At 59.7% G+C, this 26,962-nt stretch carries 23 protein-coding genes; 2 read left to right on the forward strand and 21 right to left on the reverse strand.

Going from position 1 to position 26,962, the window contains the following annotated elements:
- Window positions 1-40: 40 nt before the first annotated feature.
- Window positions 41-1,021, reverse strand: coding sequence for a DUF481 domain-containing protein (locus tag JF535_RS15105; RefSeq protein WP_242523862.1), 981 nt, complete (start codon window positions 1,019-1,021; stop codon window positions 41-43).
- Window positions 1,022-1,158: 137 nt separating this feature from the next.
- Here JF535_RS15105 and JF535_RS15110 point away from each other — a divergent pair, with 137 nt between their 5' ends.
- Window positions 1,159-1,536, forward strand: a complete 378-nt coding sequence (locus JF535_RS15110; RefSeq protein WP_340674190.1) for an MGMT family protein — start codon at window positions 1,159-1,161, stop codon at window positions 1,534-1,536.
- A gap of 98 nt (window positions 1,537-1,634) precedes the next feature.
- On the opposite strand, the gene JF535_RS15115 is transcribed toward JF535_RS15110, so the two are convergent.
- From JF535_RS15115 to JF535_RS15145, 7 genes are all read right to left on the reverse strand, one after another.
- Window positions 1,635-2,996 carry an AmpG family muropeptide MFS transporter gene (locus JF535_RS15115; RefSeq protein ID WP_207003500.1) on the reverse strand — a complete coding sequence of 454 codons (1,362 nt, stop codon included), beginning with the start codon at window positions 2,994-2,996 and terminating at the stop codon, window positions 1,635-1,637.
- 81 nt (window positions 2,997-3,077) lie between these two features.
- Complete coding sequence (locus JF535_RS15120; RefSeq protein ID WP_242523863.1) at window positions 3,078-3,743, reverse strand: YbhB/YbcL family Raf kinase inhibitor-like protein; 666 nt, start codon at window positions 3,741-3,743, stop codon at window positions 3,078-3,080.
- Window positions 3,744-3,816: 73 nt separating this feature from the next.
- Entirely contained in the window at window positions 3,817-4,836 is a 1,020-nt protein-coding gene (locus JF535_RS15125) for a threonine ammonia-lyase (protein WP_340674191.1), read from the reverse strand.
- A gap of 92 nt (window positions 4,837-4,928) precedes the next feature.
- Window positions 4,929-5,858 (reverse strand): regulatory signaling modulator protein AmpE, encoded by a 930-nt coding sequence (ampE, locus tag JF535_RS15130; RefSeq protein WP_207003502.1) that lies wholly within the window; start codon window positions 5,856-5,858, stop codon window positions 4,929-4,931.
- A 73-nt stretch (window positions 5,859-5,931) separates the two neighbouring features.
- Window positions 5,932-6,507, reverse strand: a complete 576-nt coding sequence (gene ampD / locus JF535_RS15135) for a 1,6-anhydro-N-acetylmuramyl-L-alanine amidase AmpD (RefSeq protein WP_207003503.1) — start codon at window positions 6,505-6,507, stop codon at window positions 5,932-5,934.
- 202 nt (window positions 6,508-6,709) lie between these two features.
- Window positions 6,710-9,055 carry a DUF1631 family protein gene (locus JF535_RS15140; protein WP_207003506.1) on the reverse strand — a complete coding sequence of 782 codons (2,346 nt, stop codon included), beginning with the start codon at window positions 9,053-9,055 and terminating at the stop codon, window positions 6,710-6,712.
- Window positions 9,056-9,661: 606 nt separating this feature from the next.
- Window positions 9,662-11,959 carry a DUF1631 domain-containing protein gene (locus JF535_RS15145; RefSeq protein ID WP_207003508.1) on the reverse strand — a complete coding sequence of 766 codons (2,298 nt, stop codon included), beginning with the start codon at window positions 11,957-11,959 and terminating at the stop codon, window positions 9,662-9,664.
- A 373-nt stretch (window positions 11,960-12,332) separates the two neighbouring features.
- On the opposite strand from JF535_RS15145, the gene nadC reads away from it, so the two are divergent.
- Window positions 12,333-13,193 (forward strand): carboxylating nicotinate-nucleotide diphosphorylase, encoded by an 861-nt coding sequence (gene nadC, locus JF535_RS15150; protein WP_207003510.1) that lies wholly within the window; start codon window positions 12,333-12,335, stop codon window positions 13,191-13,193.
- Here the strand turns inward: nadC and JF535_RS15155 are convergent.
- The 13 genes from JF535_RS15155 to ccoN form a co-directional block, all read right to left on the reverse strand.
- Window positions 13,178-14,233, reverse strand: a complete 1,056-nt coding sequence (locus JF535_RS15155) for a glycosyltransferase family 2 protein (protein ID WP_207003512.1) — start codon at window positions 14,231-14,233, stop codon at window positions 13,178-13,180. The two genes, nadC and JF535_RS15155, sit on opposite strands and share 16 nt — an antisense overlap.
- Window positions 14,221-14,628: a GtrA family protein gene (locus tag JF535_RS15160; RefSeq protein ID WP_207003514.1), complete on the reverse strand. Its 408-nt coding sequence runs from the start codon at window positions 14,626-14,628 to the stop codon at window positions 14,221-14,223. Before JF535_RS15160 ends, JF535_RS15155 begins: the two co-directional genes overlap by 13 nt.
- The gene (locus JF535_RS15165; RefSeq protein ID WP_207003516.1) at window positions 14,615-16,006 is read right to left on the reverse strand and encodes a glycosyltransferase family 39 protein; all 1,392 of its coding nucleotides are present in this window, start codon (window positions 16,004-16,006) and stop codon (window positions 14,615-14,617) included. The genes JF535_RS15160 and JF535_RS15165 overlap by 14 nt, the downstream gene beginning before the upstream one ends.
- Window positions 16,007-16,020: 14 nt before the next feature.
- The gene (locus tag JF535_RS15170; RefSeq protein ID WP_242523864.1) at window positions 16,021-17,493 is read right to left on the reverse strand and encodes an isoprenylcysteine carboxylmethyltransferase family protein; all 1,473 of its coding nucleotides are present in this window, start codon (window positions 17,491-17,493) and stop codon (window positions 16,021-16,023) included.
- Window positions 17,494-17,673: 180 nt separating this feature from the next.
- Complete coding sequence (locus JF535_RS15175) at window positions 17,674-18,702, reverse strand: sulfite exporter TauE/SafE family protein (RefSeq protein WP_207003518.1); 1,029 nt, start codon at window positions 18,700-18,702, stop codon at window positions 17,674-17,676.
- Window positions 18,702-18,917, reverse strand: a complete 216-nt coding sequence (gene ccoS, locus JF535_RS15180) for a cbb3-type cytochrome oxidase assembly protein CcoS (protein ID WP_207003527.1) — start codon at window positions 18,915-18,917, stop codon at window positions 18,702-18,704. The genes JF535_RS15175 and ccoS overlap by 1 nt, the downstream gene beginning before the upstream one ends.
- Window positions 18,918-18,952: 35 nt before the next feature.
- Window positions 18,953-21,463 carry a heavy metal translocating P-type ATPase gene (locus tag JF535_RS15185; RefSeq protein ID WP_207003529.1) on the reverse strand — a complete coding sequence of 837 codons (2,511 nt, stop codon included), beginning with the start codon at window positions 21,461-21,463 and terminating at the stop codon, window positions 18,953-18,955.
- Window positions 21,464-21,467: 4 nt separating this feature from the next.
- Window positions 21,468-22,004: a FixH family protein gene (locus JF535_RS15190; protein ID WP_340674192.1), complete on the reverse strand. Its 537-nt coding sequence runs from the start codon at window positions 22,002-22,004 to the stop codon at window positions 21,468-21,470.
- Between the two features lie 100 nt (window positions 22,005-22,104).
- Window positions 22,105-23,520 (reverse strand): cytochrome c oxidase accessory protein CcoG, encoded by a 1,416-nt coding sequence (ccoG, locus tag JF535_RS15195; RefSeq protein ID WP_207003534.1) that lies wholly within the window; start codon window positions 23,518-23,520, stop codon window positions 22,105-22,107.
- A 167-nt stretch (window positions 23,521-23,687) separates the two neighbouring features.
- Window positions 23,688-24,596, reverse strand: a complete 909-nt coding sequence (gene ccoP, locus JF535_RS15200; RefSeq protein ID WP_207003550.1) for a cytochrome-c oxidase, cbb3-type subunit III — start codon at window positions 24,594-24,596, stop codon at window positions 23,688-23,690.
- Window positions 24,593-24,814, reverse strand: a complete 222-nt coding sequence (locus JF535_RS15205) for a cbb3-type cytochrome oxidase subunit 3 (protein WP_082859281.1) — start codon at window positions 24,812-24,814, stop codon at window positions 24,593-24,595. Before JF535_RS15205 ends, ccoP begins: the two co-directional genes overlap by 4 nt.
- Before the next feature lie 15 nt (window positions 24,815-24,829).
- A complete protein-coding gene (ccoO, locus tag JF535_RS15210) occupies window positions 24,830-25,447 on the reverse strand; it encodes a cytochrome-c oxidase, cbb3-type subunit II (protein WP_207003551.1) in 618 nt (205 codons plus the stop codon).
- 12 nt (window positions 25,448-25,459) lie between these two features.
- Window positions 25,460-26,920: a cytochrome-c oxidase, cbb3-type subunit I gene (gene ccoN, locus JF535_RS15215; RefSeq protein WP_207003553.1), complete on the reverse strand. Its 1,461-nt coding sequence runs from the start codon at window positions 26,918-26,920 to the stop codon at window positions 25,460-25,462.
- Between the last annotated feature and the right edge of the window lie 42 nt (window positions 26,921-26,962).

Consider the following 26,962-nt stretch of genomic DNA (forward strand, 5'->3'; position numbering starts at 1 on the left):
AATATTCTCGTCAAAAATCGTCTCCGATCGGTGCGGTCAATTACCAGGAATAGCCGACGCCGATCGTCAATTTTGTATCTTCTTTTTCTCGGTCAAGAGACGGAGTGTTGTCGTACTGCCAGGCGTATTTGACTTCCATCAGGATGCCTTTCACCAGCGGCGTGCGCACACCAATTTCTGCGTTACTCTGGAAGTCTTCACTGCGATCCAGCGACTGCAGCAGCTCCTGGTTGTAATACACTTCCGGGCCCAGGTCGAATTTGTAGCGGAAGTCCCAGGCGGCACGGCCAGCGCCGTAGCGCTTGCTGGGGTCCGGGTTCAGGCTGGGGTCAATATAGTCTTCTTTCAGACTGTTCATACCACCCTGAATCGAAAGCGCCGACTTGTCGGTATCGAAAAACAGGTAACCGAGACCCAGACCCACAGTGGAGCTGAGATCCAGGTTGCGGGCCTCTTCGTGAAGCAAGGAGCTGTTACCCGCAGCAAACCACTTTTCGGCGAAAATCCACCGCAGGTCGTAACTGAGTCGGTACTTTTCCAGGTCACTCACTTCGGTACTGTTCTGGTTCTGGTACTGGGTGCCAATCAGGTGGTGGAAGTCGCCGTTACGGATATCAAAGTTGACGTTGATATCCCAGTCTTCCCGCTCCCGGTTGCCCTCTTCAAACACACCCGACGCGGCGACATTGCCGCGGAAAATAATCGGGTTGCCAACGAAGTTGATATACGGCTCGGCGCGATCGATGGCGGGGAAGTCCATCACCCAGCCGTCGCCTTCATCACAATACAGTTCCCACTGCTGCCGACGATGCCCCGCCAGCGCGCAGGGTTCATCCCGTCCGGCAATCTTCAGGTCTTTATCGGTCTCCAGCGAGAGGATTTTTTCCTTGGCTACGGTAATATCGCCGAAGGTTTCCGACTTCCAGACGACGTTATCCCGCTCCACAACCACCAGTTCCCCATGAATCCGGTCACCGTTGGTCAGACTCAGCACCCCCGCTCCGGCGACGGAGGCGGCCATGGCCAACACCGCAAAAACAAGACCAGCCAGTACTCTGGGCATGGCAAGCCGGTGAACAACCTTCGGAGAATCGGGAACTCGGGGTACAGCAGAAAGCACGAAACAACCTTTCGATAGCATGGGGTTATGACAGAGAATTGACCAATAAATCAGATAGCAGTATCGATTTACCTGATCGAGATCTGCACAGCACAAAAAACAGGGGGCATGATGCCACAACTCGCATCTGCCTTGCACTTGCGCAGGTCCCGGTGGGACGGGTGGTTACCTACGGGGGATTAGCCGAATTGGCAGGCCTGCCAAGGGCGGCGCGGCTTGTGGGGCAAACACTGCGGAGGCTGCCGCGCGACACCCGCCTGCCATGGCACCGGGTGATCAATGCCCAGGGGAAAATATCCCTGCCCGAGCCCGCGGCACAGCGCCAATGGACGTTGCTGCGGGAGGAAGGTGTGACTCCTGTAAAAGGAAAAGTCGACCTGAGCCACTATGGTTGGCCGAAACCCGGAGAGCTCTGATCCGCGCAATGGCTACCCACGGATCAGGGGTTACGCGCGGATCAGGGATTGATGCAGATTGGGAAATGGCGAAAAGAATACCGGCGGCAACCGTGCAGTCACCCAGCGGCCGCCTCGTTGTCTTTCGCCGTTTCCTGGCCCCGGTTGCGGTACCAGATGTAAATCGCCAGCAGTACTGCGGGAATACCGAGAATCGCCACCATGATAAAGAACGACTCGTAACCCTGCGCATCCACCACAATACCGGAGAAGCCGCTGATAAATTTACCCGGCAGGGTCATCAGTGAACTGAATAGCGCGTACTGCGTTGCGGTATAGGTTTGATTGACCAGGCTCGAGAGGAAGGCGATAAACACGGAATTGGAGATACCGGCACTGATATTATCCGCACTGATCACGATCGCCAGCCAGGTTTTATCCGGCCCCAGGGTTGCCAGATGGGCAAACAGCAGGTTGGTCGCTGCGACCATCACCGCCCCCAGAATCAACGGCCGCAAAATACCGAAGCGCACCACCAGCGCGCCGCCCACAAAGGCCCCGATCATGGTACAGACAAAGCCGAACAGCTTGCCGATCTGGGCGATATCATCCTTGCTGAAACCCAGGTCAAGATAAAAGGGATTCGCCATAACGCCCATGGCAATATCACTGACCCGATAAATACCGATAAACAACAGCAGCACAATCGCGAAGCGACCATTGCGCTCGAAAAACTCGATAAACGGGCAGGCTACCGCGCGTACAAACCACTCGCTCACTTTTCCGTGTTTACCACTGCCGAGCACCCGGTCGACCCACGCGTGCTGGAACGCTTCATTCTGTGCCCGCACTTTGTTGTGGTCCGGCTCCGCCACCAGCAGCGTGGTGAGGATTCCCACCCCCATCAATACCGCCATGGCCATGTAAGCCGCACTCCAGCTGGCGTACTCGGCGATAAACAGTGCCCCCGCACCGGCAATGAGCAGTGCCACCCGGTAGCCGAACACATACATGGCTGCCATGGCACCCTGAAACTCGGTGTCTACCGCCTCGATACGATAGGCATCAATGACGACGTCTTGGGAAGCGGAGCAGAATGCCACCAGAATACCGAAACCAAACACGGCGGGAAGCGCGAGCTGTGGATTGAGCTGGCTCATGGCAAACAGGCCAAGCGCGACACCGATTTGCGATACCAGTATCCAGCTGCGTCGTTTCCCCATGACACTGGTGAGCACCGGTATACGCAGGGAGTCGATGATGGGCGCCCAGATGAACTTGATCGAGAAGGTAATACCGATCCAGGCGGTAAACCCGATGGTGGTGCGACTGATGCCGTAGTCCCGTAACCAGGCGGTAAGGGTGGAAAAAACCAGCAGTAGTGGCAGGCCGGCGGATATCCCGAAAAAGAACATCGCCAGAACTTTTGGCCGCGTATAAACCTTGAGCGCTTCTCCCCAGGTCATCGTTTGATTTTGCATGGGCAGGCTTTGCTTCCTTTCTTTTATTGGCTTGCCGGTCGTTGTGTCCCGCGAATGGCGGTACACCGGCGCATGCCGGCGTCAACGTCCGAACGTCACTTCCAGTTGCGCCTCGGCCAGTTTATTGGCGTTGATCTGATAGGCCACCATCGCTGCCGGCGTGTTTTCGTCCAGTGCCAACTGCTCTACTTTGAGCGCGTAGACCCGGAACTGGTAACGGTGGTCGCCGTGCCCCTCCGGCGGGCAGGCGCCGCCATAGCCGGGGCTGCCAAAATCCGTGCGACTTTGAATCGCTTCCGGAATCAACCCGGACTTGGGGTCCCCCGCGCCCTCGGGCAGTGACGTCACCTCCGCGGGAATATTGAATACCACCCAGTGCCACCAGCCACTGCCGGTCGGGGCATCCGGGTCATGCATGACCACCGCAAAACTGCGGGTACCCTGCGGAGCCCCCTGCCAGTGCAGCTCTGGCGAGATATTCTCACCGCTGCAACCAAAACCATAATAAAGCTGCGCATTCGGCATGCGCCCCCCAGCTTGCAGGGTGCTTGAGGCCAGCCGAAAAGCCGCGTCGTTCTGCGCTGCACTGGCAGCGGGCGCCCACGGGGTCGATGTCATCAGCGCTGCCATCACCAGCGTCATGACCGACAACCGCGACAACCGCAGAATTGCCAACAGTGTAGCAGGCCGTCCCGAACCACCCGGGCCTCCCGCGAGGGGTTTGCTGTGACTGGTGTCGTTGTTCATGGCGTCCTCGAAACCTGTATCAACGCGATGGCGATGCGCGCTTGCCATCCAATTACAGCCCGCATTGGCCGGGTCAGGAGCGGCCTGCCACCAGACTGGCGGCCGCTGCGATATCCATATTACCGCCGGTCAGCACGATCACTGCGCGCTTGTTGCGAAAGCGCGCCGGGTGCGCCATCACCGCAGCCAGTCCCACCGCCGCGGACGGCTCCACAAACTGTTTCGTCCGGCGCCACAACAACGCGAGCGCTTCAGCGATAGCGGCCTCTGAAACGGTCACCACATCCTGCACATAGCGGCGTATGAGCACGAAATTGCGCTCGCCCAGCGTCGTACGCAGGCCATCGGCCATAGTCTGCGGCTGCTGCTCGGTGACCCGCACACCGCTGCGAAACGAGCGCTGCGCGTCGTCGGCGCCCGCGGGCTCAGCCCCCAGGACTTTAATGTCCGGCGCCAATGCGGACACAGCGAGACCGACGCCAGCGAGCAAGCCGCCGCCGCCGACCGGCGCCACAATCAAGTCTGGCGCGAACCCCAGCTCCCGGCACTGGCCTACGATCTCCTGCGCCACGGTGCCCTGACCGGCAATAATGCGCGCGTCATCAAACGGGGGGATTACGTGTGCACCGGAAGACTGCACCACGGCCTGCAGCGTGGCCTCCCGCGCCTGCAGTGTCGGCTCGCAGAAAACGATTTCAGCCCCATAAGCGGCAACCGCCGACTTTTTAACCTCGGGGGCATTTTCCGGCATCACCACTGTGCAACGAAGCCCCTGCTGCGCTGCCGCCCACGCCAGTGCGGCACCGTGGTTGCCGGAGGAATGTGTGGCCACAATTTCTGTGCCATCCGGCACCTGTAACACCGCATTACTCGCGCCACGGGCCTTGAATGCACCGACTTTCTGCAAATGCTCACACTTGAAGTAGAGGTCGGCCCCCAGCAACGTATTGAGGCTGGCAGACGTCATCAGTGGTGTGCGGTGAATCTGGCCGGCGATACGCTCGGCGGCAGCAAATACATCCGCCGCCACCGGCAGGTCCACGCTATTCTGGCTGGAAGCTTCCGAGCCCCGCTTGTTACCGGCGTCTGTCACACAATCTCCAGCAAATCATTCAACCGGTCTCTACATGGACCCGTTACGTTGAGAGTTCATCGGGTATACCGATTCGGCACACCTGCGGTCAATTAGCTGGCGAATAGCCCGTGCAACGCCATCAGCGTCACCCACATGAGCAGCGCGCGGGACAGCAATGCCTGCATACCTTCAATTTCAGCACCACACAGACGCTGCCCCTCACTCACGGCGGCACCGGCGCTGCACTCACTGCTATCGATGCCACCGAGGGCGCCTTCAAGGTAGTACTCCAGCACCTCTTCTGTGGTGCTGTGTTTGCAGGTCAGGTGGTCGCGCCACGCCCGGTAACAACCGGCAAAATTGCCCACGATGGCGAGACTGAAACCAATCGCACGCACCGGCATCCACTCGATCAACCACAACCAGCGGGCCGCGAGCCCCTGATCAGCAGTACCGGCGGCCAGGGCGCCGCCCTCCTCGGACAGAGAGGCCTTGCTGAGCTCTGTATGCGCCAGGTGGCTGAGCCGGTAGAGCATGGCGCCGGGAATCCCCAGCAACAGAAACCAGAACAACACCGCAAACAAGCGCTCAAACGCGCGGTAGGCAGCGGCCCTGAATACCATGCCGTGCAGTTCCTGTGCGCTGGAAATACTCTGCGCGCGCACAATATCCGCGGGCTCCATCAATGGCTCGGCGGCCTTTTTAGCCTCCTCAATATCGCCCTGGTACCAGGCCCGCAAATACCCCGCCAGCGCCTCATTGAAGTTGCCGCGCCCAAAGCTGTAGAGCAATACGGGAACACTGACCAGTAGAACCCCCAGCCATCCCAGCATCGCCTCGGCGACAGCAAGCACAATGGCCGTGCCCAGTACCGGGAGCAGTACCAGCAGGCCAAAGCCAATCCCTGATTTACCCTGCACCACACCGCGGCCATAAATAAAGTTGGCCCAGTGAGAAAACCATCCATCCCGCTGCAGCGGGCCACCTGAACCCCAGATCTGCACCAGACCCAATGCCAACAGCACAATCAACAGCGCCATAGCGCCCCCTCGTCAGTTATTCAATTTTTATACCGGCAAACGGTGCGCACACCGCCCTGCCACACAACGGCGCTTAGCCCGCGGGCTCATCCCCCTGAACCTGCTGCAATCGCCTGAAGTACAGATCCCAGTCAAATCCGGGGCCCGGGTCCAGCTTTCTGCCGGGAGCGATATCCGAGTGCCCGGTGATGCGCGAGCGGTCAATCGCCGGGTAAGCCGCCATAATCGCCTGCGTCACCTCGGCCAGCGACTGATACTGTGCAGGCGTGAAGGTGTCCGTATCCAGTCCCTCCAGTTCGATGCCGATGGAGAAATCATTGCAGTTTTCCCGCCCACAGAATGTGGACTGGCCCGCATGCCAAGCGCGCTCGGTGAGCGGTACATACTGCGTAACCCGACCGTTGCGATCGATCAAAAAGTGGGCGGACACCTGCAGGGTGCCGATTTCGGAAAAGTAGGGGTGGGCATCAATATCCAGATGACCAAGAAAGAACTCATCAATGTAGGAGCCACCGTACTGGCCCGGCGGAAGGCTGATACTGTGAATCACCAGCAGGTCCACTTCCGCATCGTCCGGGCGACTGTTGCAGTGTGGGCTGGGTACCCGGCGCACGCCGGACAGCCATCCTGACTGAACCTGATATTTCACAAACGCGACTCCGCTTAAATTGAGCAGAGAGATATTCTATGGAAGCGAGGACATAACTGCCAGAACAAGTCGCCGCCGGGGCTCCGCCGCCCCACAGGCAAGCACCTATGGAGGTTTCAAGCGTCACTTACCTACCCGGCAGATAAAACAAAGCCGGGGCTAGCCCCGGCTGGTGATCACATTACGCTGGCGCCCGGCAGGATCACACCGTAATAGCGATTTTGCTCTCTCCACAGTTCCCCACCACATACTGGAGAGCCCGCTCAAACAGAGGTCCCTGCTCCAGTGGCATAAGCTCTTCGTCGCGCAGAGCCTGCGCAAGCTCGGCGCGGGAATACACACCCACCTTGGCGCCTTGCCGGTTGACGAACATAAACTGATCAAGGTCGCTGATAATCGCCGCCAAACGACAGCGCATTGGCAACTTCTCCGGATGACGCAGCAGGAACCAGCTGTCTTTCAGGTGGTAGGTCTGCTGCCAGTGGTCATCCTGCTTCAAAGATGCACTTGCGTCTTTTCCTTCGGATCCATCCGCGATGGCCTTGCTGACCACCTGCTGAATTTCTTCAACCGCGGGCAGTGCCTTCACACCCGGCGGCAACTCGCGCGCTTCATCCAGTTCCGGGGAAGCATCATCCTCAACAATGTCCGCTGCCACCGTTTCGGCGACCGGAATTGGCACCACGCTATCCGCTTCACGCCGCAGCTCTTGAACCAGGCGCTCCCGGGTCCGGCGCTCGCGCTCGGATTCCACACGCTCACCCAGTTTCTGGCGCTCCTGATACAGCGCGTCCAGCCCGCCCAGCAACCGCTGCTGGTCACTGGCACTCAGTGACAGGGACTGGGCACCGTCCTGCAAACGCTGCTTGAGGTTGGGCAGCAAACGACGCAGCTTGACACTGCTTTCCGGCATTGGCGCCACCACGCTCCAGATCAGGTCGCGCGCAGTAAGTACATGCTGACGCCACAAGCCACTGGATGTGCCCTCCTTCAGGCAGGTACGAAACAAAACGCTGCTCCACACCCGGCTGAGCCATTCGTGCACGATTTTCGGCAGTTTGCGATCGGCCGTCAGCGCGTCGAACACTGCCGCCACCCGGGCCTTGGAAGCTTCCACACGCGCCGCACCCTGCGCCTCATCGATGGTGCGGCGTTCCATGACGGCAGCGCGCTTGCGCTCGCGCACGGAGAACTCACGGAAGGACTCCAGCAGGCGAACGAACACCTGCTCGTCTTCGTCATACTCTGCAAGCACACCATCGACGATGGTACAGACCTCGCGGTACAGGGGATCATTCAGATAGTTTTCACCCGGTTGCCAACCGATGGCGGCATCCGCCATTTCATTCAGCAACCGCCGCGCGGGATGCCCGCCTTTACTGAAAAAGGCCTTGTCGGCCACCGCCAGCTTGAGCATGGGCAACTGCAAGCGAATCAGTTGCGCCTTGATGGGCTCCGCCAGGTTGCGGTCTTCCAGCATGAAGGAGAACAACATATCCACCAGCCGGATAACTTCGCTGTCCAGCTCGTGCAGGGAGGCACTCTGGTTGCTGGCTTTCAAGTGCTCCTGCAACAGCTCGGTCACGTTGATCAGCTGACCGGCAGGCACCGACTGGGCCGGCAGGGACATCTGGAACTGCCCGAGTTGCTGCACCAAGGTGGGCGTCGGCATGGGAGCAGCGCCTGAGCCGGCGGGCATCAGGCCATAGCTGCCATTGGCAACCATGCTTCCGCCAGTACCAGAACCTGCGGTATACCCCATGCCTGTCGGCATCGCGAAGCCGCCACCGGCATGCCCCGCTGTCCCCGCACCCGGATTTCCGGCGGGGAAACCCCCGGGCATTTGTCCGTCGGCTGGCATCTCGGCCGGCTGTGACGGGCTTTGCGCGCCCTGCCCCGCCGGCTGTGACGGCCGACCCGGGCGGTTGCGGTGACGCAGAGGATCCTCGATGGTGGGCAGCACGCCCTGCTCGATCAACAACCCATTACAACTGTCATACAGCTCACCCAACCGGTTAATCAGGTGCAGCTCAAATTTTTTGAATACGGTCATGCGCGCCCGCAGCGCGATATCGACATCCTCGAGAACCTCGGCAAACGCGGCACAAATGGCGGCCGGCCCCAGAGGAAGGTTCTCGTCATAGACTTTACAGGGAAGCAGGGTATCCAAACGCAAGGAAAGCGCAGCAATCGACTCCGCGTGATCGCGTTTGACGTTGGAAATCATGGTGCGAATGGCAACCTGCTGCTCCAGGTCTTCATCATTCACCAGCGTCAGGCTGCTCAGGGAGGCGCGGCTTGCACCACCTTCTTCGTCCGGGTGGTCGTTGCGCGGATTGCGAAAGCGCTCTTCGACACCATCGCAAAAGCCATCCACAAGATTGCTGAGCTCTACGCGCAACGCACGAATGGCGTGAAACAGGCGGTCCTGCTCATCCTGCAAATGCGCCTTTTCTGCCATGGTAAACAGAGAATCATCTACCTGGGCAAAAACTTCTTCCGCGCGCCCCTGTAACCACTGGATGGCTTTTTGATTGATCAGATTCACGGTTTTGGATAACTGCCTTGAGGCGCCAGGGTGCGCTCCCGAGCGAGAAGTATCCCCTCGCCGTCCCCCACTTGAAGCACCACCATTGATAACAAACAGGTCGTTTATATTCGGATTCATATCGTCCTTGTTCACTGCTCTTTGCCCTCCTGGCATCGACTCAGAGAGTACTCGCTACGGAACTATTCACCTCTGACCCGCAGACATCCTCATCGGGGAATCACAGAGGCAAACCGGCACATTCACAGGTCTTCGCTGCGCGCAGGATTTGGACTGCGGGGCGCCGCTCAACCAGCAATTACACAAAGGCACAACACGCTATAAATAACGTGCGCACCTTTGAAAATTAGAACTAGTACTCAATATCCAGCAAACAAATACGACACGCAAGTGCCAAATAGGGCCAATTTCGCCAAATAAAAGCGAAAATTACCCAAACGTCACGTAAGTCAGGAGGGCTATTGAAAGGTGGAGCCGAGGGGTTCGGATGGCAGTTAGCACTTACCATCCAGAAGAGGATTTAACTGCCAGGCGAGTGGCCGCCGGATAGGCGGCCAAGGGGAAGGGGCTGAGGGTGGAGCGCAACACCCACAAGCGGGCTACGCATCAACTCATTTCACCCCGTGACTTGCGCACGGTGCCAATCACCGACTGCAGGGCACGCTCAAACAGCATTCCGTCATCCAGCGGCATCAGCTGTGCGTTGCGCAGGGCATGCGCCAGCTCGACCCGGGTGAACTCGGCCACTTTCGCTCCGTTGCGGTTAACGAAGATAAACTGGTCGATATCCTTGATCACGGCCGCCAGACGACAGCGGAACTGTTCTTCATCCCCGCGCTTGAGCTCGAACCAGCTGCCCTGGGCCAGGCGGAAGGTCTGCTGCCAGTGGGAATCACTTTGCGGTAACGCCTCCACTTCCTCTGAGGCTGCGGGGGCCACTTCAGCCTGCGCCACCACCTGCTCCAGCTCTTCCATTTGCGGCAGCTCGACCACGGTTTCAGCCGGCTGGGCGCTATCGGCCTGCACGTCCGCCGCAGGAGCACGTGTTTCCTGTGCTGCCTGACTGCGCACTTGTTCGCTGACCTCGTCGCGCACCGCTTCGCGCGCCTTGCGGCTGCGCTCTTCGGCCAACCTCTGGGCCAGCGCAAAGCGCTCGCGATACACGTCTTTCAGGCCGGCAAACATGCGCCGGGCATCAAAGGCACTGAGGGAAACCGCTTCAACCCCGGCCCGCAGCCGCTCTTGCAGCGCCGGCAGCAATCCCAGCAGTTGTTTGCGGCTATCCGGCATGGGCGCATGCACACTCCACACCAGGTCTCGCGCGGTGCGCACATCACGGTTCCAGCGCTCGCTCTCGGTCCCTTCCTTGATGCACGTGAGGAACAGCATGTTGGACCAGACTTTTTCGAGCCACTCAGTAACCACCGGAGGAAGGTCACGCTCGGCAGTCAGGGCATCCATCACTGCGGCAACCCGGGCGCGGGCAGCCTGGGTTTTTGCTTTGCCGTCCGCCTCATCAACGATCCGCCGCTCCAGCTTCTCCGCGCGCTTGCGCTCGCGCAGGATAAACTCGCGGAAAGATTCCAGCAGCGTCGAAAAGATATGGATGTCCTGATCGAATTCGGCCAGCACCTTTGCCACCACCTCGCTGATCTTCTTGAACAGGGGGTCGGATGCATAGCCCTCTTTGGCCTGCCAGCCGGTTGCGGCATCGGCCAGTTCGTTCAGCAGCTTGCGCGCCGGGTGCCCGCCTTTACTGAAAAATGACTTGTCAGCGATGGCCACCTTGAGAAGCGGAAGCTGCAACCGACCCAGCTGGGACTTGATCGGCTCGGCGAGATTGCGATCCTCGAGAATGAACGAGAACAACATCTCAACCAGTTTGATGATGTCGCTGTCCATCTTGGCCAGAGAGGCGGATTGACGCACCTCTAACAGGCGCTGCTGCAGCAGGCTGTTGACGTTCAGCAACTGGATTTCTTCGCCGTCGTAATTCTCCGGCAGGTGACTCTGCAGCGCTCCCAGGTGAGACAGGAGGTCCTGCGGGGGCATGGGCGCAACACCCGCGCCAAGAGGCAGTAAGCCGTGCCCACCACCGTGCCCACCTGTCGACATGGAACCGGCGCGCTCTTGGGAAGCCTCAGCCGCTGTCGCTTGCCCGCCGCGGACGCCCTGAGCACCAGGGCTTGGGCGCTGCTGACGCGCGGCGCGACGCTGCTGCTTTAACGACGGGAGTACCCCGTGCTCCACAAACAGGTCGTTGCACTGCTCATACAGCTTACCGAGGTTTGCCATAACCAGCTGCTCAAACTTCTTGAGCAGAGTCAGGCGCGCACGGATATGCAGGTCGAGGGGCCGGCAGGCCTCCACGAAGGCATCGCAGATAGCATCCGGGCCGAGGGGATTGTTCTTGTCGTAGATCTTGACCGAAAGGAGGGTATTCAGTCGCAGCGAAATTTCGGTCAGCGGCTGCGAAAAATCTCGCTTGGCATGGGCAACCATGGTGTCAACGGCGACCAGCTGCTCCAGGTCGTCATTGTGCACCAGGGACAGGTTGTCGGCGGCATACGGGTCATCACGCTCGTCCGCCGGTACGTCGCGCACATGAAATGCGTCTGCCAGGTGGGTGGAGAAGCGCTCGACCACTTTGCGGCGCTCTACCCGCAGCAGCCGCAGCGCCTGAAACAGTCCGTCCTGCTCATCCTGGCCATGGGCCTTTTCCGCCATGGCGAACAAAGAATCGTCCACTTTGGCAAACACCAGCTTGGCCTGCTCCGCAAGCAAAGCCTGTGCCTTATCCCTCACAGCGGTGACCGGTGCCGGCAGGCTGAGAGTCCTTTTTGCCTCTCTCTGCTGCTCCTTGAACACACCCTGCATGGATACCACGTTGTTGGAGTCTTTCATTGCCACATAGCTCTGGCCGGCGTCCCCTTTTGTAAAACACAAGGTACAGGGGCCACCGGGTGATGCAACCGCAGAGGCCCTGGGAAGCCACCTGCGAACCTGATTATTAGTTATCCGAGTCTGTGATTGGGCGTCCGGTACAGCTTCAATCCAAGTGTCCACCACCGACCAGCCGATTTAAGTCGACGGTAGATTCTACGGACTGGCGCGCCATTAGCACAATACTATCGCCCGTGACAGACCGGGATTTGCGACGGTCATCACAGGCGCCACAACTGGGCCAGCCACCGATGAGCCCCACCCCGCAGCAACGCGCTGCTGACAGCAGGCTACATTTTGCTAGTATGCGCACCGCCACAGTTGAGGACTCCGTATGACACCAGCCACTGCAAACATTCCGAATCTGCAGCAAGATATACACCGCGCCGTGCGCGATGCACTGGCCGAAGACATCGGTGATGGCGACATCACTGCGCAACTGATCCCCCAGGACCGTGAAGCCCGCGCCCGGGTCATCACCCGCGAGGACTGCGTGTTCTGCGGCAGGGCCTGGGTGGAAGAAGTTTTTCGCCAACTGGACCCCGCGCTGCAGGTCATCTGGCATGTGGCAGACGGGGAGCGTGTGACCGCCAACAGCACCCTGTTTGAGCTGGCCGGTAATGCGCGCAGCATCCTTACCGGTGAGCGCTGTGCCTTGAATTTCGTGCAGACATTATCCGGTACCGCGACCACCGCGGCCGCCTACGCGGCGCTCACCCAAGGCTCCGACATCAAAATACTGGACACCCGCAAGACCATCCCGGGTCTGCGCACTGCACAAAAATACGCCGTACTCTGCGGTGGCTGCAGCAATCATCGTATCGGTCTCTACGACGCCTTCCTGATCAAGGAAAACCATATCGCCGCCGCCGGTGGTATCGCCAATGCCGTGCGCCAGGCACACCAGATCAAACCCGGCGCGCTGGTAGAGGTGGAAGTGGAAAGCCTCGACGAGTTACGCCAGGCACTGGACGCCGGTGCCGACGTCATCATGCTCGACGAATTCACCGACGAAATGACCGCCGAGGCTCTGCAGTTGGCAAAAGGACGCGCGAAAATCGAGATCTCCGGCAGCGTAAACGAAGCCCGGTTGCAGCAGCTTTCAGGGCTGGCGGTGGACTACATTTCCAGCGGCAGCCTCACCAAGCACCTGCGGGCAATTGACCTTTCCCTGCGGCTTCAGTCGGACGACTGACCCTCGCCGACCCTGTCCGCCAACGGGCGCACGCGATGGTTTTCCGGCGTGCCCTTCCCCACGATTTCACGCAAATGAAAGCGCGGGCGACGCTTGACCTCTTGGTAAATCTTGCCGAGATATTCACCGATCACCCCCAGGCAAAGCAACTGCACACTGCCGATAAACAGCACCGGCAACATGATGGATGCCCAGCCTGGCACCGCGTTGCCGGAAAACAGCTTTACCGCCAGTACCCAGGCGATCAGCGCCAGTGCTATGCCGCCAGCGATCAGCCCCAGCAGCGTAATCGCACGCAGGGGGGCGATGGAGTATGCGGTCACCCCCCGCCACCCCAGTGACAGCATACGGCGCAGGGGGTATTTACTCTCCCCGGCCAAGCGGCGACGGCGCGCGTAGGAAACGCTTGTGGAGCGAAAGCCCAATTCGCGCACCATGCCCCGCAAAAACAGGTTGGTTTCCGGGTACTCCAGCAGGGTATCCACTGCCCGCCGCGACATCAGACGGAAATCCGCATGGTTAAATACGAGATCCACCCCCAGGCCCCGCATGAGCCGGTAATAACCCTCGGCGCTCATGCGCTTGAACCAGGTATCGGTTTCGCGCTTCTCGCGCACACCAAAGACAATTTCGTGCCCGTCGAGAAACGCATCAATCATCGGCGCTATATTCTCGGGCCCGTCCTGCAGGTCCGCATCGATACTCACCACCATATCTTCCGACGTCTGCGAGAGCCCGGCATAGAGCGCATTCTGATGCCCGCGATTACACGACAGGGCCACCGCCACGATGCGCGTATGTTCAGCGGCGAGCCGCTCCAGCAGGGGCCAGGTGGCATCCATACTGCCGTCATCCACAAAATAGATTTTCGACGCGACACTGGCGCGCCCGGCGGCTTCCAGCTGATCCAGCGCGGCGAGTAACGCCGCCGCAGTCTCCACAATCACCGCCTCTTCGTTGTAGCAGGGGACAACAATCGCCAGTGACGGGGCGCCTTTTTCCCAAACCGGCCGGACTGACGGCTCCACTAAGGATTCCATTTTGGCTCCCGATATACCCAATATTGGTGCAACAGAAAATTACCCGCCAGCGTGACCAGTGTCGCCACAACCTGTGCCGCCAGATAAGGCAGCTGGGTGGCTGCGAGCGCAAAACATAGCGTGTTAATGGCGAGCCCCACCACCGCTACCGCAACAAACTTCGGCAGCGATCGGCTATGCTCCACCGCACCGCCGAAGGTGAAGTGGTAATTCAGCAGGTAATTCGCCAGGGCCGACAAACCATAGGCCAGTGCCGACGCCGCGATCGCGACCACCCCGAACAGCTCTACCAGTAGTACAAGAACCGTATACTGAATCGCCGTAGCCACTCCGCCCACCGCGGCAAAGCGGACAGCCCGCGGCAGCAGGCAGCGTATGTACTCAGGCAGACGCATCGTCGGTCTCCCGCTGCCGGCGGCTGTCGCCCGCTTCACGCAAGAGCTGCGCTGTCTGCGGCTGGCGCTGCGCAGGCACTAGCTCGGACTGGTTGATCCACTGCCGCCCACTTTTGGCAGACGCGCGGCGACGCAGGGCACCAGCCACCAATAGCGCCTGCACCAGCAACAGCCCTTCCGCGGGCTTGCGGTAGCGCCCTTCATTCACGGCGATGGGTAACAAACCCTGCACCAGCACCCAGGTCCCAAGCACCACGGCAAACAAGCGTGCTCCCTTCAACCGACGCCAGCAATACACGGTGCCGAGTAAAAGCACTAACGCGAGTGGCGCCCACACCCAGCGGCTGTGATGGCTTACCGACTCCAGCAATCGTTCGTGATTGTTATCCGGCCAGGATGAACCGAAAAAAAGATAGATCAGGTTTTCCCTGGCAAGCGCCAGGTACCGTTCCAGCGTCAGTGGGTAGCGTGCCATCGCGCTGGCCCAGTCTTCGCGCGCGTTCTCGATTTGAATGTGTGCCTGCACATGGCCATCACGCGAAGTGGTCCAGTCACTGAGCGGCGCCAGCGGCTGCTCGCCGGTGGACGGCGAGCCAAACCAGTATGTCCACTGGGCACCATCTTCACGCACATAGTGCACGTGAATCTCACGTTTACCCGAGCGCGCATACAGTGCCACCAGCTGGCCAATGCCATGGGGCGAGATCATGTGCATCGCCGCATAACTGCGGTAGGCCAGCGGCCCCATCAGCAACCCCAGTACCACAAGGCTATAACCCGCCTTGGCCACTTTCTGCGGTTGCACCAACCACAGCCAAGTGGTCACCACCGCGGCCAGAGGGATCGCGATACCGCGGGTCAATCCGGCGAGCGCCCAAAGCACAACCATCAGCAAAAAACTCGCTACAGTCTGCTTGCGCCGGCAGCGCCAGCTGGCATAGAGCGCGGCGCCGAGTAGTGGCAGCAGCAGCGTTTCCTGCATGAAATAGCCGTAAATGGCGATCCATGAAGGCAACAGGGAAATACCCGCCCACACCGCCGTCGCCTGCAAATGGTCAGGCATCAGTTCCCGCGCGAAGCGATACCAGATCCAGGGGGTCAGACAGGCGAGCAGCGCGGTGAAAAAAGCCACCAGCAGTGGCTCACCCAGCGTCAATTTCCCGAGCACGCCGATATAGATCTGGTACATCACCGGGTCCGTCAGGGTCATGGGATCCCGGCGCAATGCTTCGGTACCCTGCTCCCAGTGACGTTGCGGATCACTCCAGATGTGATCCATGGGGTTGTGCGAAAACACATGCTCTACCCGCAACCAGATGCCAACAACGACCATCAGGTAAAGCGCGGCGTAGATCCACCAGCGCCGATCTCTGCGCAACGCTGCAACCCACATCAGGCGCGCGCCGGCCCGGCGCTATTCGAAGGGGAACTGGAGACAGAACTGGAAGCGCCGGATACCAGCGGCTCCGCCGACGCGGATTCTCCACCGTAAAACAGGCGTCCGTGACCAAAACGCAGCGCAGGGAACCAGCGACCGAGAACGGCGAACAGGCCTCGCTGCTCGATATACCGGGCGTAGGCAACGTAGGTGGGATCCCAGGAGAGATGCCGCTCTTCCGTGCGTGCACGCATGAAATAAATAAAATTCACCAACAATAACAGCAGCGAGTGTCGCAATGCCTCGGGGCCGCTGGCGCTGACCATGAAGGGCATTGAGATCATCCACCAGGAGAGGTTTTTACTCACATACGCCGGGTGTTTGGTGAAGCGGTAGGGGCCATTGGTGAGGATACCCCGGTGGGTAAGGTTCGAAAATCGAATGCCAAACGGAATACTGGCCCACACATAGATCGCAATCAGCAGCAGGATGCCGGTGCCCCAGATGCCGTACATCATCGGCGTTTCCCAGAACCAGTAACCCCACGCGGGCGCATCGTCGTACTTCAGGTAAGTACCGGAAAACAGGCTCCAGAACGGCTGATAGCCAATCAGCGCTACACCCCAGCCGAGAAAACTCGGTTCCGCGGTGCGGATATGGGAATCGAACAGACGCAGGGTGCACACGTAGCCCACGGTGACAAACAGCAGGTCGATGTAAAAAAGGAAATTGAACGTGAAATCGAAGACCGCCTTGAAGCTGCCAAACAGGCGCGCAACATCAAAATTCAGCAGCGTGTTCAGGTTATTGCCCAGGTAGACAAACATCAGTGGCAGAAAGAAAAGCTTCACCAGCCAGCCGAGATACAACTGACCCACCGCTTTTCCGGAAACGCCCACCCGATTACCCAGTAGCCAGCTGCCCAGTTGCCAGTAGCTGTCTTTGGGCTCGCGCATGGCCCCGTCCAGCAGATAGAAATACGGAACCGCCAATAGCATCCACCACGGCAACACCGCGCGCGCTACGGCGAAGTAGTTGTCGTAAAACGATCCGTGGTATTCCGGGAACAGCCAGTACACAAAGACCACCGAACCGACCGCCAGATAAAAACCGAGCAGCTTCACTAGAGTGCGGCGCACGCTGTGGTTCTTGCGACGAAAATCCAGCCCCGCCGAGGGGTTGCGATAGGGTTTGAGGAACAGCCACTCCAGCACAATGATGGGCAGCGCCAGCGCAACGGCCACCACCACCAGGGACTGGGTTCTTACCGCGAAGTCCTGGCCGTACTCGCGCAACCAAACCACCGCCGCCAGGGAAATGGCCAGCGCGATAAGATTGATCCACACGCGGGTGGGCGCCTCGGGGCACTGGATCCCGTCACCGGCAATACCTTGGGCTGCGCCCCCCGCCGTTTTCTGGCGACGGGCACGGTATTTTTTTTGACCGGCGCTCCCCGCCCCTACCGACTTGGTTTTTATTTTTTTCATACTGGCCCCAACAGGAACTACACGAACTCACGGCCACGATTCGGCCATGCGCACAGCAACACCAACCCCCGCCGGCGCAAAGTGCAAGGTGGCCAGACCAAAGGTCAGAATTCCACCAGTTTACCCCCATCCACACGCCCCTGTCATGGCGCGGCCGCACCGGCCTGCGACAAATGGGATTCAGTCGTTTGTGCTGACGCGGGGTTCCTCGTCGGTCGAATCGGCAGTGGACGCCTCATCCGTCAAGGTGCCCTCCTCTACGCCCATCTCGCGCTGATGCTGGTGGTGATGGTGATGCCCGCCGGAGCCATTGGTAGCAGCGGCAGACGGTGACTGCGGTGCGTCCTGCAGGACATTGCCAGAATCGCCGGCCTGCGCGCCATAGTGGGGGCCGTGAGAACTGTGAGAACTGTGAGAACTGTGAGAACTGTGAGAACTGTGAGAACTGTGAGAACTGTGAGAACTGTGAGAACTAGGAGAAGTGTGCGAGCCGTGGGAGGTGTGTGCACCATGGGACCTGTGCTCTCCGTGAGCCCCGTGCCCGCCGTGGCCAGTAGCGCCCCACAGAGTCCACACGCCAAACGAGAATACCAGCAGCGCCATGCCAAGGCGCACCCCGGGCTTTTGCACCAGAGTACGCAAGCGAGCGGCCGCGGCGCCGGTCGCCACAACCGCTGGCACGGTGCCGAGGCCAAACGCGAGCATGGTCAGTGCCGCCTGCTCGCCACTCCCTTGGGCCAGCGCAAACGCCAGCGCGCTGTACACCAGGCCACAAGGCAGCCACCCCCAAAGTGCGCCGAGGGCAATAGCCTGCGGGGTGGAATTCACCGGTAGCAGTCGGCGCGACAGCGGCTGCAGGCCCCGCCACAGCCAGGCACCACCGCGCTCGAGCCATACCAACCCCCGCCACCAGTCGGCAAGATACAGAGCCATGGCAATCAGCATGAGACCGGCCACAATACGCAGTGGCGCCAGGCCACTGGCGATATCCGCGGCCAGGTAAGCTCCCAGTATCCCGACCAGCAGGCCCATCAGGGAGTAGCTCGCCACACGGCCCGTGGAGTAGCCGATCAGCCGTGGCCACGCGGCTTTTTGCCCGGGAACAGCGAGCCCCAGTGCACCGGAAATGCCACCGCACATGCCGATACAGTGGCTGCTGCCGAGAAAACCGATTGCGAGCGCCGCTCCGAGTACACCCCAGTCGAACATCAGCGGCCCCCGTCCTGGTCACTGTCGTCATCCCGGGAGACTTCCGTGCGCTCTGAGCCACCAGCTTGGCGGGGCTTGTCATCTTCAAACAGGATGCGGCGCGCCTCGGTTTCCAGATCGTCATACTGGCCATTGTTGACCGCCCAGAAAAACAGCTTCACAGCGCAGGCAACAAAAAAGATCACGATGGGGACTAACAGGAAGATACTGTCCACTTACACCTCGGGATAGGGTTCGATTAACAGCCGCCTCACCGGGCTGGCTGCCAGCGGGACAAGCGCAGGGCGTTGGCCACCACAATCAGGGAACTCAGGGACATACCGATGGCAGCGGCCCACGGGGGGATCAGCCCCATGAACGCCAGGGGCAATGCCAACACATTGTACAGAATGGCCCAGCCCAGATTCTGGCGAATAATTGTGCGACATTTGCCCGCCAGAGCAAAGGCCCGCGGCAACGCTCGCAGATCGCCTTTGAGTAAAATGGCATCGGCACGGGACTGCGCCAGATCCGCCGCCGACATCATCGCCACCGACACGTCGGCACCAGACAGCACCGGCACGTCATTGATACCGTCACCAATCATCAGCACACGCTCATCGCGCTTCTGCAAGGCTTTCAGGCGCGCCAGTTTTTCCTCGGGGGTCGCGCCAGCCCGGTATTCCTCAATGCCAGACAGGGTCGCCAGGCGCGGGACTTCCGCAGACTGATCGCCGCTGAGTAATTCGGTGGCCACGCCCTGTGCACCCAGCATGGACACCGTATCGGGCGCGCTGGGCCGCATTTCGTCCCCAAGCCCCAGCCAGGCCACCGGTCCCTGCTGGTCCCCCAGCATCAGCCATTGCCCCTGCTCTGAGGGCGCGGCGTAGGGCGTCGCGGCGGCGTCGGCACTTGCCAGGGCCAATACAAATTCAGGCACGCCGAGACGATACTCGATACCCGCACAAGCGCCCGACACACCGCGGCCGGTCACCGCCTTTAACCCGGTGGCCGAACGATTGCCAAACCAGGGGCGGAAAGCCCGCGCCAGCGGGTGGTTATTCTGTGCCTCCAGCGCGGCGGCAATATCCCGGGCCGTCTCTTCGCGGACGCCTTCACGCAGCAGAATAATGCTGCGCAGCTGCGGCGCGCCCTCCGTGAGGGTGCCGGTCTTGTCAAAAATGACCCGTGTCACCTGTGGCAAGGTTTCCAGCACATGGCCGCGCGCCACCAGCAAGCCCAGCTGCTGCAGGCGCAATGTGGCCGCAGCCAGAGCCGCCGGTGTCGCCAGGGACAGCGCACAGGGGCAGGTTACCACCAGCACCGAGAGCGCCACCCAGAAGGCCCGACCGGGATCCTGCTGCCACCAGAATACGAAGGCCGCCACCGCAATAATCAGTACCGCAGCAATGAAGCGCCCCGCGATACGGTCCGCCAGCGCCGCCTGCGCGGGCTTGTCGAGCTGCGCCTGTTCGACAAGTTTCTCGATCGCCGACAGACGCGTGCCACTGCCGGCGGCGGTAATCCGGACGGTAAGCGATGAGTCACCGTTGACGCTGCCGGCAAACACCGGGCTGCCAACACGCTTCTGCTGCAGAGCGGATTCCCCGGTCAAAATCGACTCATCGACACCACTGGCGCCCTCGACCACTTCTCCATCCACCGGAATCGTGTCGCCCGGCCGCAACAAAATGCGCTCACCGACCGCGAGGGCTGCCACCGGAACCGACTCCACCTCGCCATCGGCATTCTGCCGCAGGGCCGCCAGGGGCAGTAATTGCGCGAGCCCACCACTGGCAAGGCCGGCGCGATGCCGCGCGCGCATTTCCACAAAACGCCCCAGCAGCAGGAAGAAGGTAAACATGGAAACGGATTCGAAATACACCTCACCGGTATCGAATACCGTGGCGTAAACACTGGCGCCGTAGGCGAGGCCAATGGCCAGAGAGACCGGCACATCCATCACCAGGTGGCCGCTGCGCAACGCGCGCCAGGCCGCGCCAAAAAATGGCAGGGCCGCGTAGCAGACCACCGGTGTGGCAACGATCAGGGAAACCCAGCGAAAGAACTGCTCGAACTGCAGGTCGATGCCTTTGCTACCGCCAAAATACAAAGCGATCGCGAACATCATCACCTGCATGGTGCCCAGGCCGGCAACACCCAGGCGGCGCATGGCAGCCCGACGCTCCTGTTGCAGCATGCGCTCGTTGTTGGCCGCGGTGGCCGGCGATGGGCGATAGCCGATGGACGCCAACGCCGAAAACAGCGCACTGACCTCAACCCGGCTCGGGTCGAAGACAATCTGCGCCCGGTGGGTACTGGCATTGACCGAAACCCGCTCGACCCCGGTCATGGCGGTCAGCTGCTTTTCAATCAACCACACGCAGGCGGCACAGGTAATGCCGCCCACCAACAGGCTCGCTACCCGCAGAGACTGCGGGTCATCCACACCGGACATGGTGCCGGAGAAATCCCGCACGAACTCACTTTGTACCTGCGGCAAATCGTAGGCTTGCCAGCGTTGCGCCGGTGCCGCCTCCGGCCGCTCGCTGCTCTGCTCGCGGAAACGATAGAAGTTATCCAGACCTCCAGCCACAATCGCGCCCGCGACCGCCTCGCAGCCAGGGCAACACATGGGGCGGTCGATACCATCAATCCTGACCGCGTAATGGCTGCCTTCCGCAACCGGCAGGCCGCAGTGATAGCAATCGCTTGCACAGTCCGGCGCGGCAGCGGCGCTGGCAGGTTGGGCAGGAACACGGGGGGCAAGCGAATCACTCATCGAATCACAGCTCTGCGGGCTTCAGGGGCACTCCGTTGCCGAGATTGAAATTGATTTCGCCTTTCAGGCGCCATTGGGCCCGGCGGAATTCTTCGGGGTTGAGTTCGGGAATAACCTGCAAGTACCACCGGTGTTGCATCGGCGCCTTGACCGCGCCCCGATAGCGACCTGCAGAGACCTGCTCCAGCACCACATGCTCGTCCAAATCGGCCTCCACCGGATGACTGAGCGTCAGCAGAAGTTTTTCCGGATACGTCAGGTTGCCCCGAAGGTCCAGGGATACGGTGCTGTCCTGCGGGGAAAACAGCAGCACGCCCGCCAGCCCCAAGGCCCTGGCCTGCTCGTCCTGCTCCGCGGAGTAGTGATACAAGCGGCTGTCTTTGTAGTACGTATCACTCACGGTGTCATCGCCGTAGCGGACCGCAATCGACACCAACACAAAGGATACGATCACCACCAGCACCAGCGGCGCCATGACCATCCAAAACCACGGTTCGCGATACCAGGGAGCGGGCGTTTGAGGATTGTTTTTCTGAGTCACTGAATTATTCAACCAAAATTCTAACCGGGCAAATGAAAGCAGAACCGCAGCAGGCGCACCTCACTGGCGCGCCCTCCAGGTCCCATGCGGCACTTTATCGCTATTTGGGGCCGATAAAGATTGTCCGGTGGCGGTCCTTGAGCTCCGGTGCGTCTTTGGCCTGAATCTCAATGAAGATATCGTGCTTGGTCTCCTTGAGCTGCGACTGGGGCACACTCACGCGGATGGGCACGGAGTATACCTCTCCAGGGTTGACCAAAGGGTTTTGCTGCATGCGCAGGGAGTAGTCGTATTCGGGCTTACCCTGCACACGAACAACAAATTCATGCGGGCGCTGATCCATATTATTGATCTTGACCGTGTAGACATTCTGCACCAGCCCCTGTGATACGCGGTACATGCGTGCACCACGGTCCCGCTGCACCTCTGCCTGCACCGGTGATCGCGTGGCGACGTGATAGGAAAACAACCCGATCATCAACAGCAACACCAGGCCATAACCAATCAGGCGCGGACGCACATACTGGGTTTTGCCGGTTTCCAGCTCATCTTCCGAGGTAAACCGGATCAACCCGCGGGGATACTCCATCTTGTCCATCACACTGTTGCACGCATCCACGCACAGACCACAGTTGATGCACTCATATTGCATGCCGTCCCGGATATCGATATCCACCGGACATACCTGCACACACCAGTAACAATCAATACAGTCGCCCATACCCTGGGCTTTGTAGTCGACGTTTTTCTTGCGTGGGCCACGGGCCTCGCCGCGGCGGGCATCGTAATAAACCGCCAGAGTGTCCGGGTCGTACATCACTGACTGAAAGCGCGCATACGGGCACATGTATTTGCATACCTGCTCACGCAAAAAGCCCGCGTTCATATAGGTAGCAAAGGTAAAGAAAGCGACCCAGAAAGCGCCTTGGGGATGGGCATTAAAGGTGGCAAGGTCTACCACCAGGTCGCGGATTCCGTAAAAGTAACCGACAAACGCCAGCGCCGTCGCCAGCGAAATCAGTAACCAGATGGCGTGGGTGCCACTCTTGCGCAAGACCTTCTCGGCACTCCAGGGTGCCGCATCCAGCTTCATGCGTTTGGCACGGTCACCCTCACATACTCGCTCGGCCCAGATGAACATCAGTGTCCAGACCGTTTGCGGACAGGTAAAACCACACCAGACGCGCCCCAGCCAGGTGGTAATGGCGAATAAGGCAAATGCGGAGATGATCAGCAGGCCGGCCAGCAGAATACCGTCCTGCGGGCCAAACGTGGTCCAGAAGATATGAAACTGCCGCGCTGGCAAATCAAAGTGCACCGCCTGGTGCCCATCAATATTCAGCCAGGGGATAAAGAAAAAGGCGAGCAGTAAAGGAAGGCCGGTATATTTTCGGATACGGGTGTAAACACCGCGAATATGGCGAATATAGACCTTATCGTCAGATTCGTAGAGCATCCGGTAGCGGACTTCACCGTCACCTTCCTGCTCTTCTCGGGTGGGAATTCTATCGCTCACAAAACCTCACTTTCCCCAGATTCTTATCGGGACGAAAACTGCAGTGACATGCAATGAGGCTTGTTGTTCTTCCCTGCGGTGCCCTTCCCGGCTTGTTTGGGTGGCGGCATTACGCCGCCACCCAATACTTTCTTCGGCAATTTGCCGCGCTGGCCTGAGGCCAACGATTATTGCTGGACGTCTTCCTGACGCGACAGACTGTAGACATACGCAGCGACCAGACGAATTTTGTCTTCACGCAGCTTGTCTTTTTGCGAAGGCATATTGTTGCTACGGCCACCGCGAATAGTGTGCTGGATCTCTTCGCGGGTGCCGCCGTACAGCCAGATATCGTCGGTGAGGTTCGGCGCGCCCAGCGCCTGATTACCTTTACCGTCAACCCCGTGACAGGCCATACACACAGTTCCGAAGACTTCCTTACCCTTCGCAGCCAGAGCCGCATCGTGCTCACCACCGCTCATTGCCAGCACATACTCGGTGGTGGCCTTAACGCCGTCCTCACCGATCAGCGGGCCTTGAGGCGGCATCAGCCCCTGGCGGCCATCGTACAGTGTCTTGAGAATCTGTTCTGGCGAGCCACCATACAGCCAGTCACTATCGGTCAGGTTGGGGAAACCGTAGTTGCCGCCACCGTCCGCGCCATGACACACAGAGCAGTTGTTCGCGAAGATACGCGCACCCATCTTGAGTGCGTCGCGGTTTTCCGCAATCTTCTCGACTGGCATTTCAGCGTACTGCCCGAAGCTTTCCTTGAACTCCGCTTGTGCCTTGGCCTGGTCGGCCTTCAGCGCACCCACAGATGTCCAGCCGCCGATGCCCTTGAAGTTACCCATGCCCGGGTAAATCACCAGATACGCCGCCGAGAACACCAGCGTGATGACAAACATCAAGAACCACCACCGCGGCAATGGGTTATCAAACTCTTCGATGCCGTCGTACACGTGGCCAGTTGTACGGTTTTCCGGATCCTGCTGATCATCCACCGCCACTTTGCGGTTTGCGAAAAGTACCCAAACGACCAATGCGAGATTGGCGAGGGTGAGCACAATTACCCAAACACTCCAAAATGTACTCATTTGTCCTGCCCCTGTTGCTGTTTCTTGTCAGCCTCTTTGCCGGCTGTGCTTTCGCTCTCGCGAGCGGTCCTGTCTAGATTTTCCTGCTCATCGGCAAATGGCAGCTTGGCATCCTCCTCAAAGCGCTTTTTGCGCTTTGGCGAGAAGGCCCACCAACAGACCCCCAGAAATGCGAGCGCGCCGAGAACTACACCAATTTGCCGAAGAATATCGATCATCACCGAGCACCTCGCTTAGCGCTTCTGCTGCACCAGGGTGCCCAACTGCTGAAGGTAAGCCACCAGCGCATCAATTTCCGTCACGCGCCCACCCACAAAAGGCTTGCTGGCATTGGCGATATCCTCGTCGGTGTAGGGAACACCCACGGTGCGCAAGGCGCGCATTTTTGCGGCGGTGTCCTTGCCAGTGACAATATTGTCAAACAGCCAGGGGTAAGCCGGCATGATGGACTCCGGCACCACCGTGCGCGGATCGTACAGGTGTGCGCGATGCCACTCATCGGAGTAGCGTCCACCTACACGGGCCAAGTCCGGACCGGTACGCTTGGAGCCCCACAGGAACGGGTGCTCGTACACATGCTCCTGCGCCATGGAGTAGTGGCCGTAGCGCTCAACTTCCGCACGCAGCGGACGAATCATCTGCGTGTGGCACACATGGCAGCCCTCGCGGATGTAAATATCGCGCCCTTCCAGCTCGATGGCACCGAGCGGCTTCAGGCCAGCGATTGGCTCATTGTTGTCCTTGGTGAAGAACTGGGGAACGATTTCAACGAGGCCGCCGAAGCTAATGGCAATCACGATGAAAAAGATCATCCAGCCGAGGTTTTTTTCTACGATGTCATGGTTTTTCACGATCAGGTCCCCTTAAACGCTCTTCGCCACTGGCAGGTTTTCGTCGTGACGGACTTCGCCTTCTTTGGGTTCGTCAGTGATAGTACGGAACACGTTGTACGCCATCAGCACCATGCCAAAGGTGAAACACGCACCACCCAGCCAACGCACGATGTAACCGGGCTGACTCGCAATCACACTTTCCACAAAGCTGTACGTCAGCGTGCCGTCGGCGTTAAATGCACGCCACATCAGGCCCTGGGTAATGCCGTTGACCCACATCGCAGCGATATAGAGGACGGTACCGACAGTCGCCAGCCAGAAATGCGCGTTGATCAGTTTCACGCTGTACATTTCCTTGCGACCCCACAGAACCGGCACCAGGTGGTACAGGGCACCAATGGAGATCATGGCAACCCAGCCAAGCGCGCCCGAGTGTACGTGGCCAACGGTCCAGTCAGTGTTGTGCGACAAGGCGTTCACCGTCTTGATGGACATCATTGGGCCTTCGAACGTGGACATGCCGTAGAACGACAGGGACACAACGAGGAAACGCAGCGTGGGGTCGGTGCGCAGTTTGTGCCAGGCACCGGACAGGGTCATGATGCCGTTGATCATGCCGCCCCAGGACGGTGCCAGCAGGATGATCGACATGACCATCGCCAGGCTCTGGGTCCAGTCAGGCAGGGCAGAGTAATGCAGGTGGTGACCACCGGCCCAAACGTAGATGGAGATCAATGCCCAGAAGTGCACGATGGACAGCTGGTAGGAATACACCGGGCGGCCAGCCTGCTTGGGCACGAAGTAGTACATGATGCCGAGGAAGGCGGCCGTCAGGAAGAAGCCAACCGCATTGTGGCCGTACCACCACTGGATCATCGCATCGGTAGTGCCGGCAAACGCGGAGTAGGACTTCAGCGCACTGACCGGGATCGCCAGGCTATTGACGATATGCAGCATGGCAACGGTGATGATAAACGCACCGAAGAACCAGTTGGCCACATAGATATGGGAAGTGCGGCGCTTCATGATGGTGCCGAAGAACACCAGGCCATAAGCCACCCAGATCAGCGCGATCAGGATATCGATCGGCCACTCCAGTTCCGCGTACTCTTTTGCGGAGGTGTAACCCATCGGCAATGTAATCGCCGCGGACACAATGACGATTTGCCAACCCCAGAAGGTGAAGGGGATCAGCCATCCACCCCACAGGCGGGTCTGGCAGGTGCGCTGCACCACATAGTAGGAAGTTGCGAACAGCACGCTGCCACCAAACGCGAAGATCACCGCATTGGTGTGCAGTGGGCGCAGGCGCCCAAAGTTCGTGAAGGGCTGCCAAAGGTCATTCAGCGAAGGCCATGCGAGCTGTGCGGCGATCAATACGCCGACAGCCATCCCAACAATGCCCCAGACCACCGACATGATGGTGAACTGGCGCACGATGTTGTAGTCATAGTCCGGCAACTTGCCGGCCTCTGCCACCGTTGTCGTCATTGTGTAACTTCCGTTGCTTTTTTAAGGTTCATTTCCGTCAAC

Source organism: Microbulbifer salipaludis (assembly GCF_017303155.1).
GTDB lineage: Bacteria > Pseudomonadota > Gammaproteobacteria > Pseudomonadales > Cellvibrionaceae > Microbulbifer > Microbulbifer salipaludis.

Coding starts and splice junctions, on each gene's coding strand:
- JF535_RS15205 (WP_082859281.1), bottom strand. CDS start 24,814: ATGATCGATATTCTTCGGCAAATTGGTGTAGTTCTCGGCGCGCTCGCA.
- JF535_RS15175 (WP_207003518.1), bottom strand. CDS start 18,702: ATGTTCGACTGGGGTGTACTCGGAGCGGCGCTCGCAATCGGTTTTCTC.
- JF535_RS15120 (WP_242523863.1), bottom strand. CDS start 3,743: ATGAACAACGACACCAGTCACAGCAAACCCCTCGCGGGAGGCCCGGGT.
- ccoP (WP_207003550.1), bottom strand. CDS start 24,596: ATGAGTACATTTTGGAGTGTTTGGGTAATTGTGCTCACCCTCGCCAAT.
- JF535_RS15145 (WP_207003508.1), bottom strand. CDS start 11,959: ATGAAAGACTCCAACAACGTGGTATCCATGCAGGGTGTGTTCAAGGAG.
- JF535_RS15105 (WP_242523862.1), bottom strand. CDS start 1,021: ATGGCCGCCTCCGTCGCCGGAGCGGGGGTGCTGAGTCTGACCAACGGT.
- nadC (WP_207003510.1), top strand. CDS start 12,333: ATGACACCAGCCACTGCAAACATTCCGAATCTGCAGCAAGATATACAC.
- JF535_RS15160 (WP_207003514.1), bottom strand. CDS start 14,628: ATGCGTCTGCCTGAGTACATACGCTGCCTGCTGCCGCGGGCTGTCCGC.
- JF535_RS15170 (WP_242523864.1), bottom strand. CDS start 17,493: ATGAAAAAAATAAAAACCAAGTCGGTAGGGGCGGGGAGCGCCGGTCAA.
- JF535_RS15115 (WP_207003500.1), bottom strand. CDS start 2,996: ATGCAAAATCAAACGATGACCTGGGGAGAAGCGCTCAAGGTTTATACG.
- JF535_RS15155 (WP_207003512.1), bottom strand. CDS start 14,233: ATGGAATCCTTAGTGGAGCCGTCAGTCCGGCCGGTTTGGGAAAAAGGC.
- ampE (WP_207003502.1), bottom strand. CDS start 5,858: ATGGCGCTGTTGATTGTGCTGTTGGCATTGGGTCTGGTGCAGATCTGG.
- ccoN (WP_207003553.1), bottom strand. CDS start 26,920: ATGACGACAACGGTGGCAGAGGCCGGCAAGTTGCCGGACTATGACTAC.
- JF535_RS15185 (WP_207003529.1), bottom strand. CDS start 21,463: ATGAGTGATTCGCTTGCCCCCCGTGTTCCTGCCCAACCTGCCAGCGCC.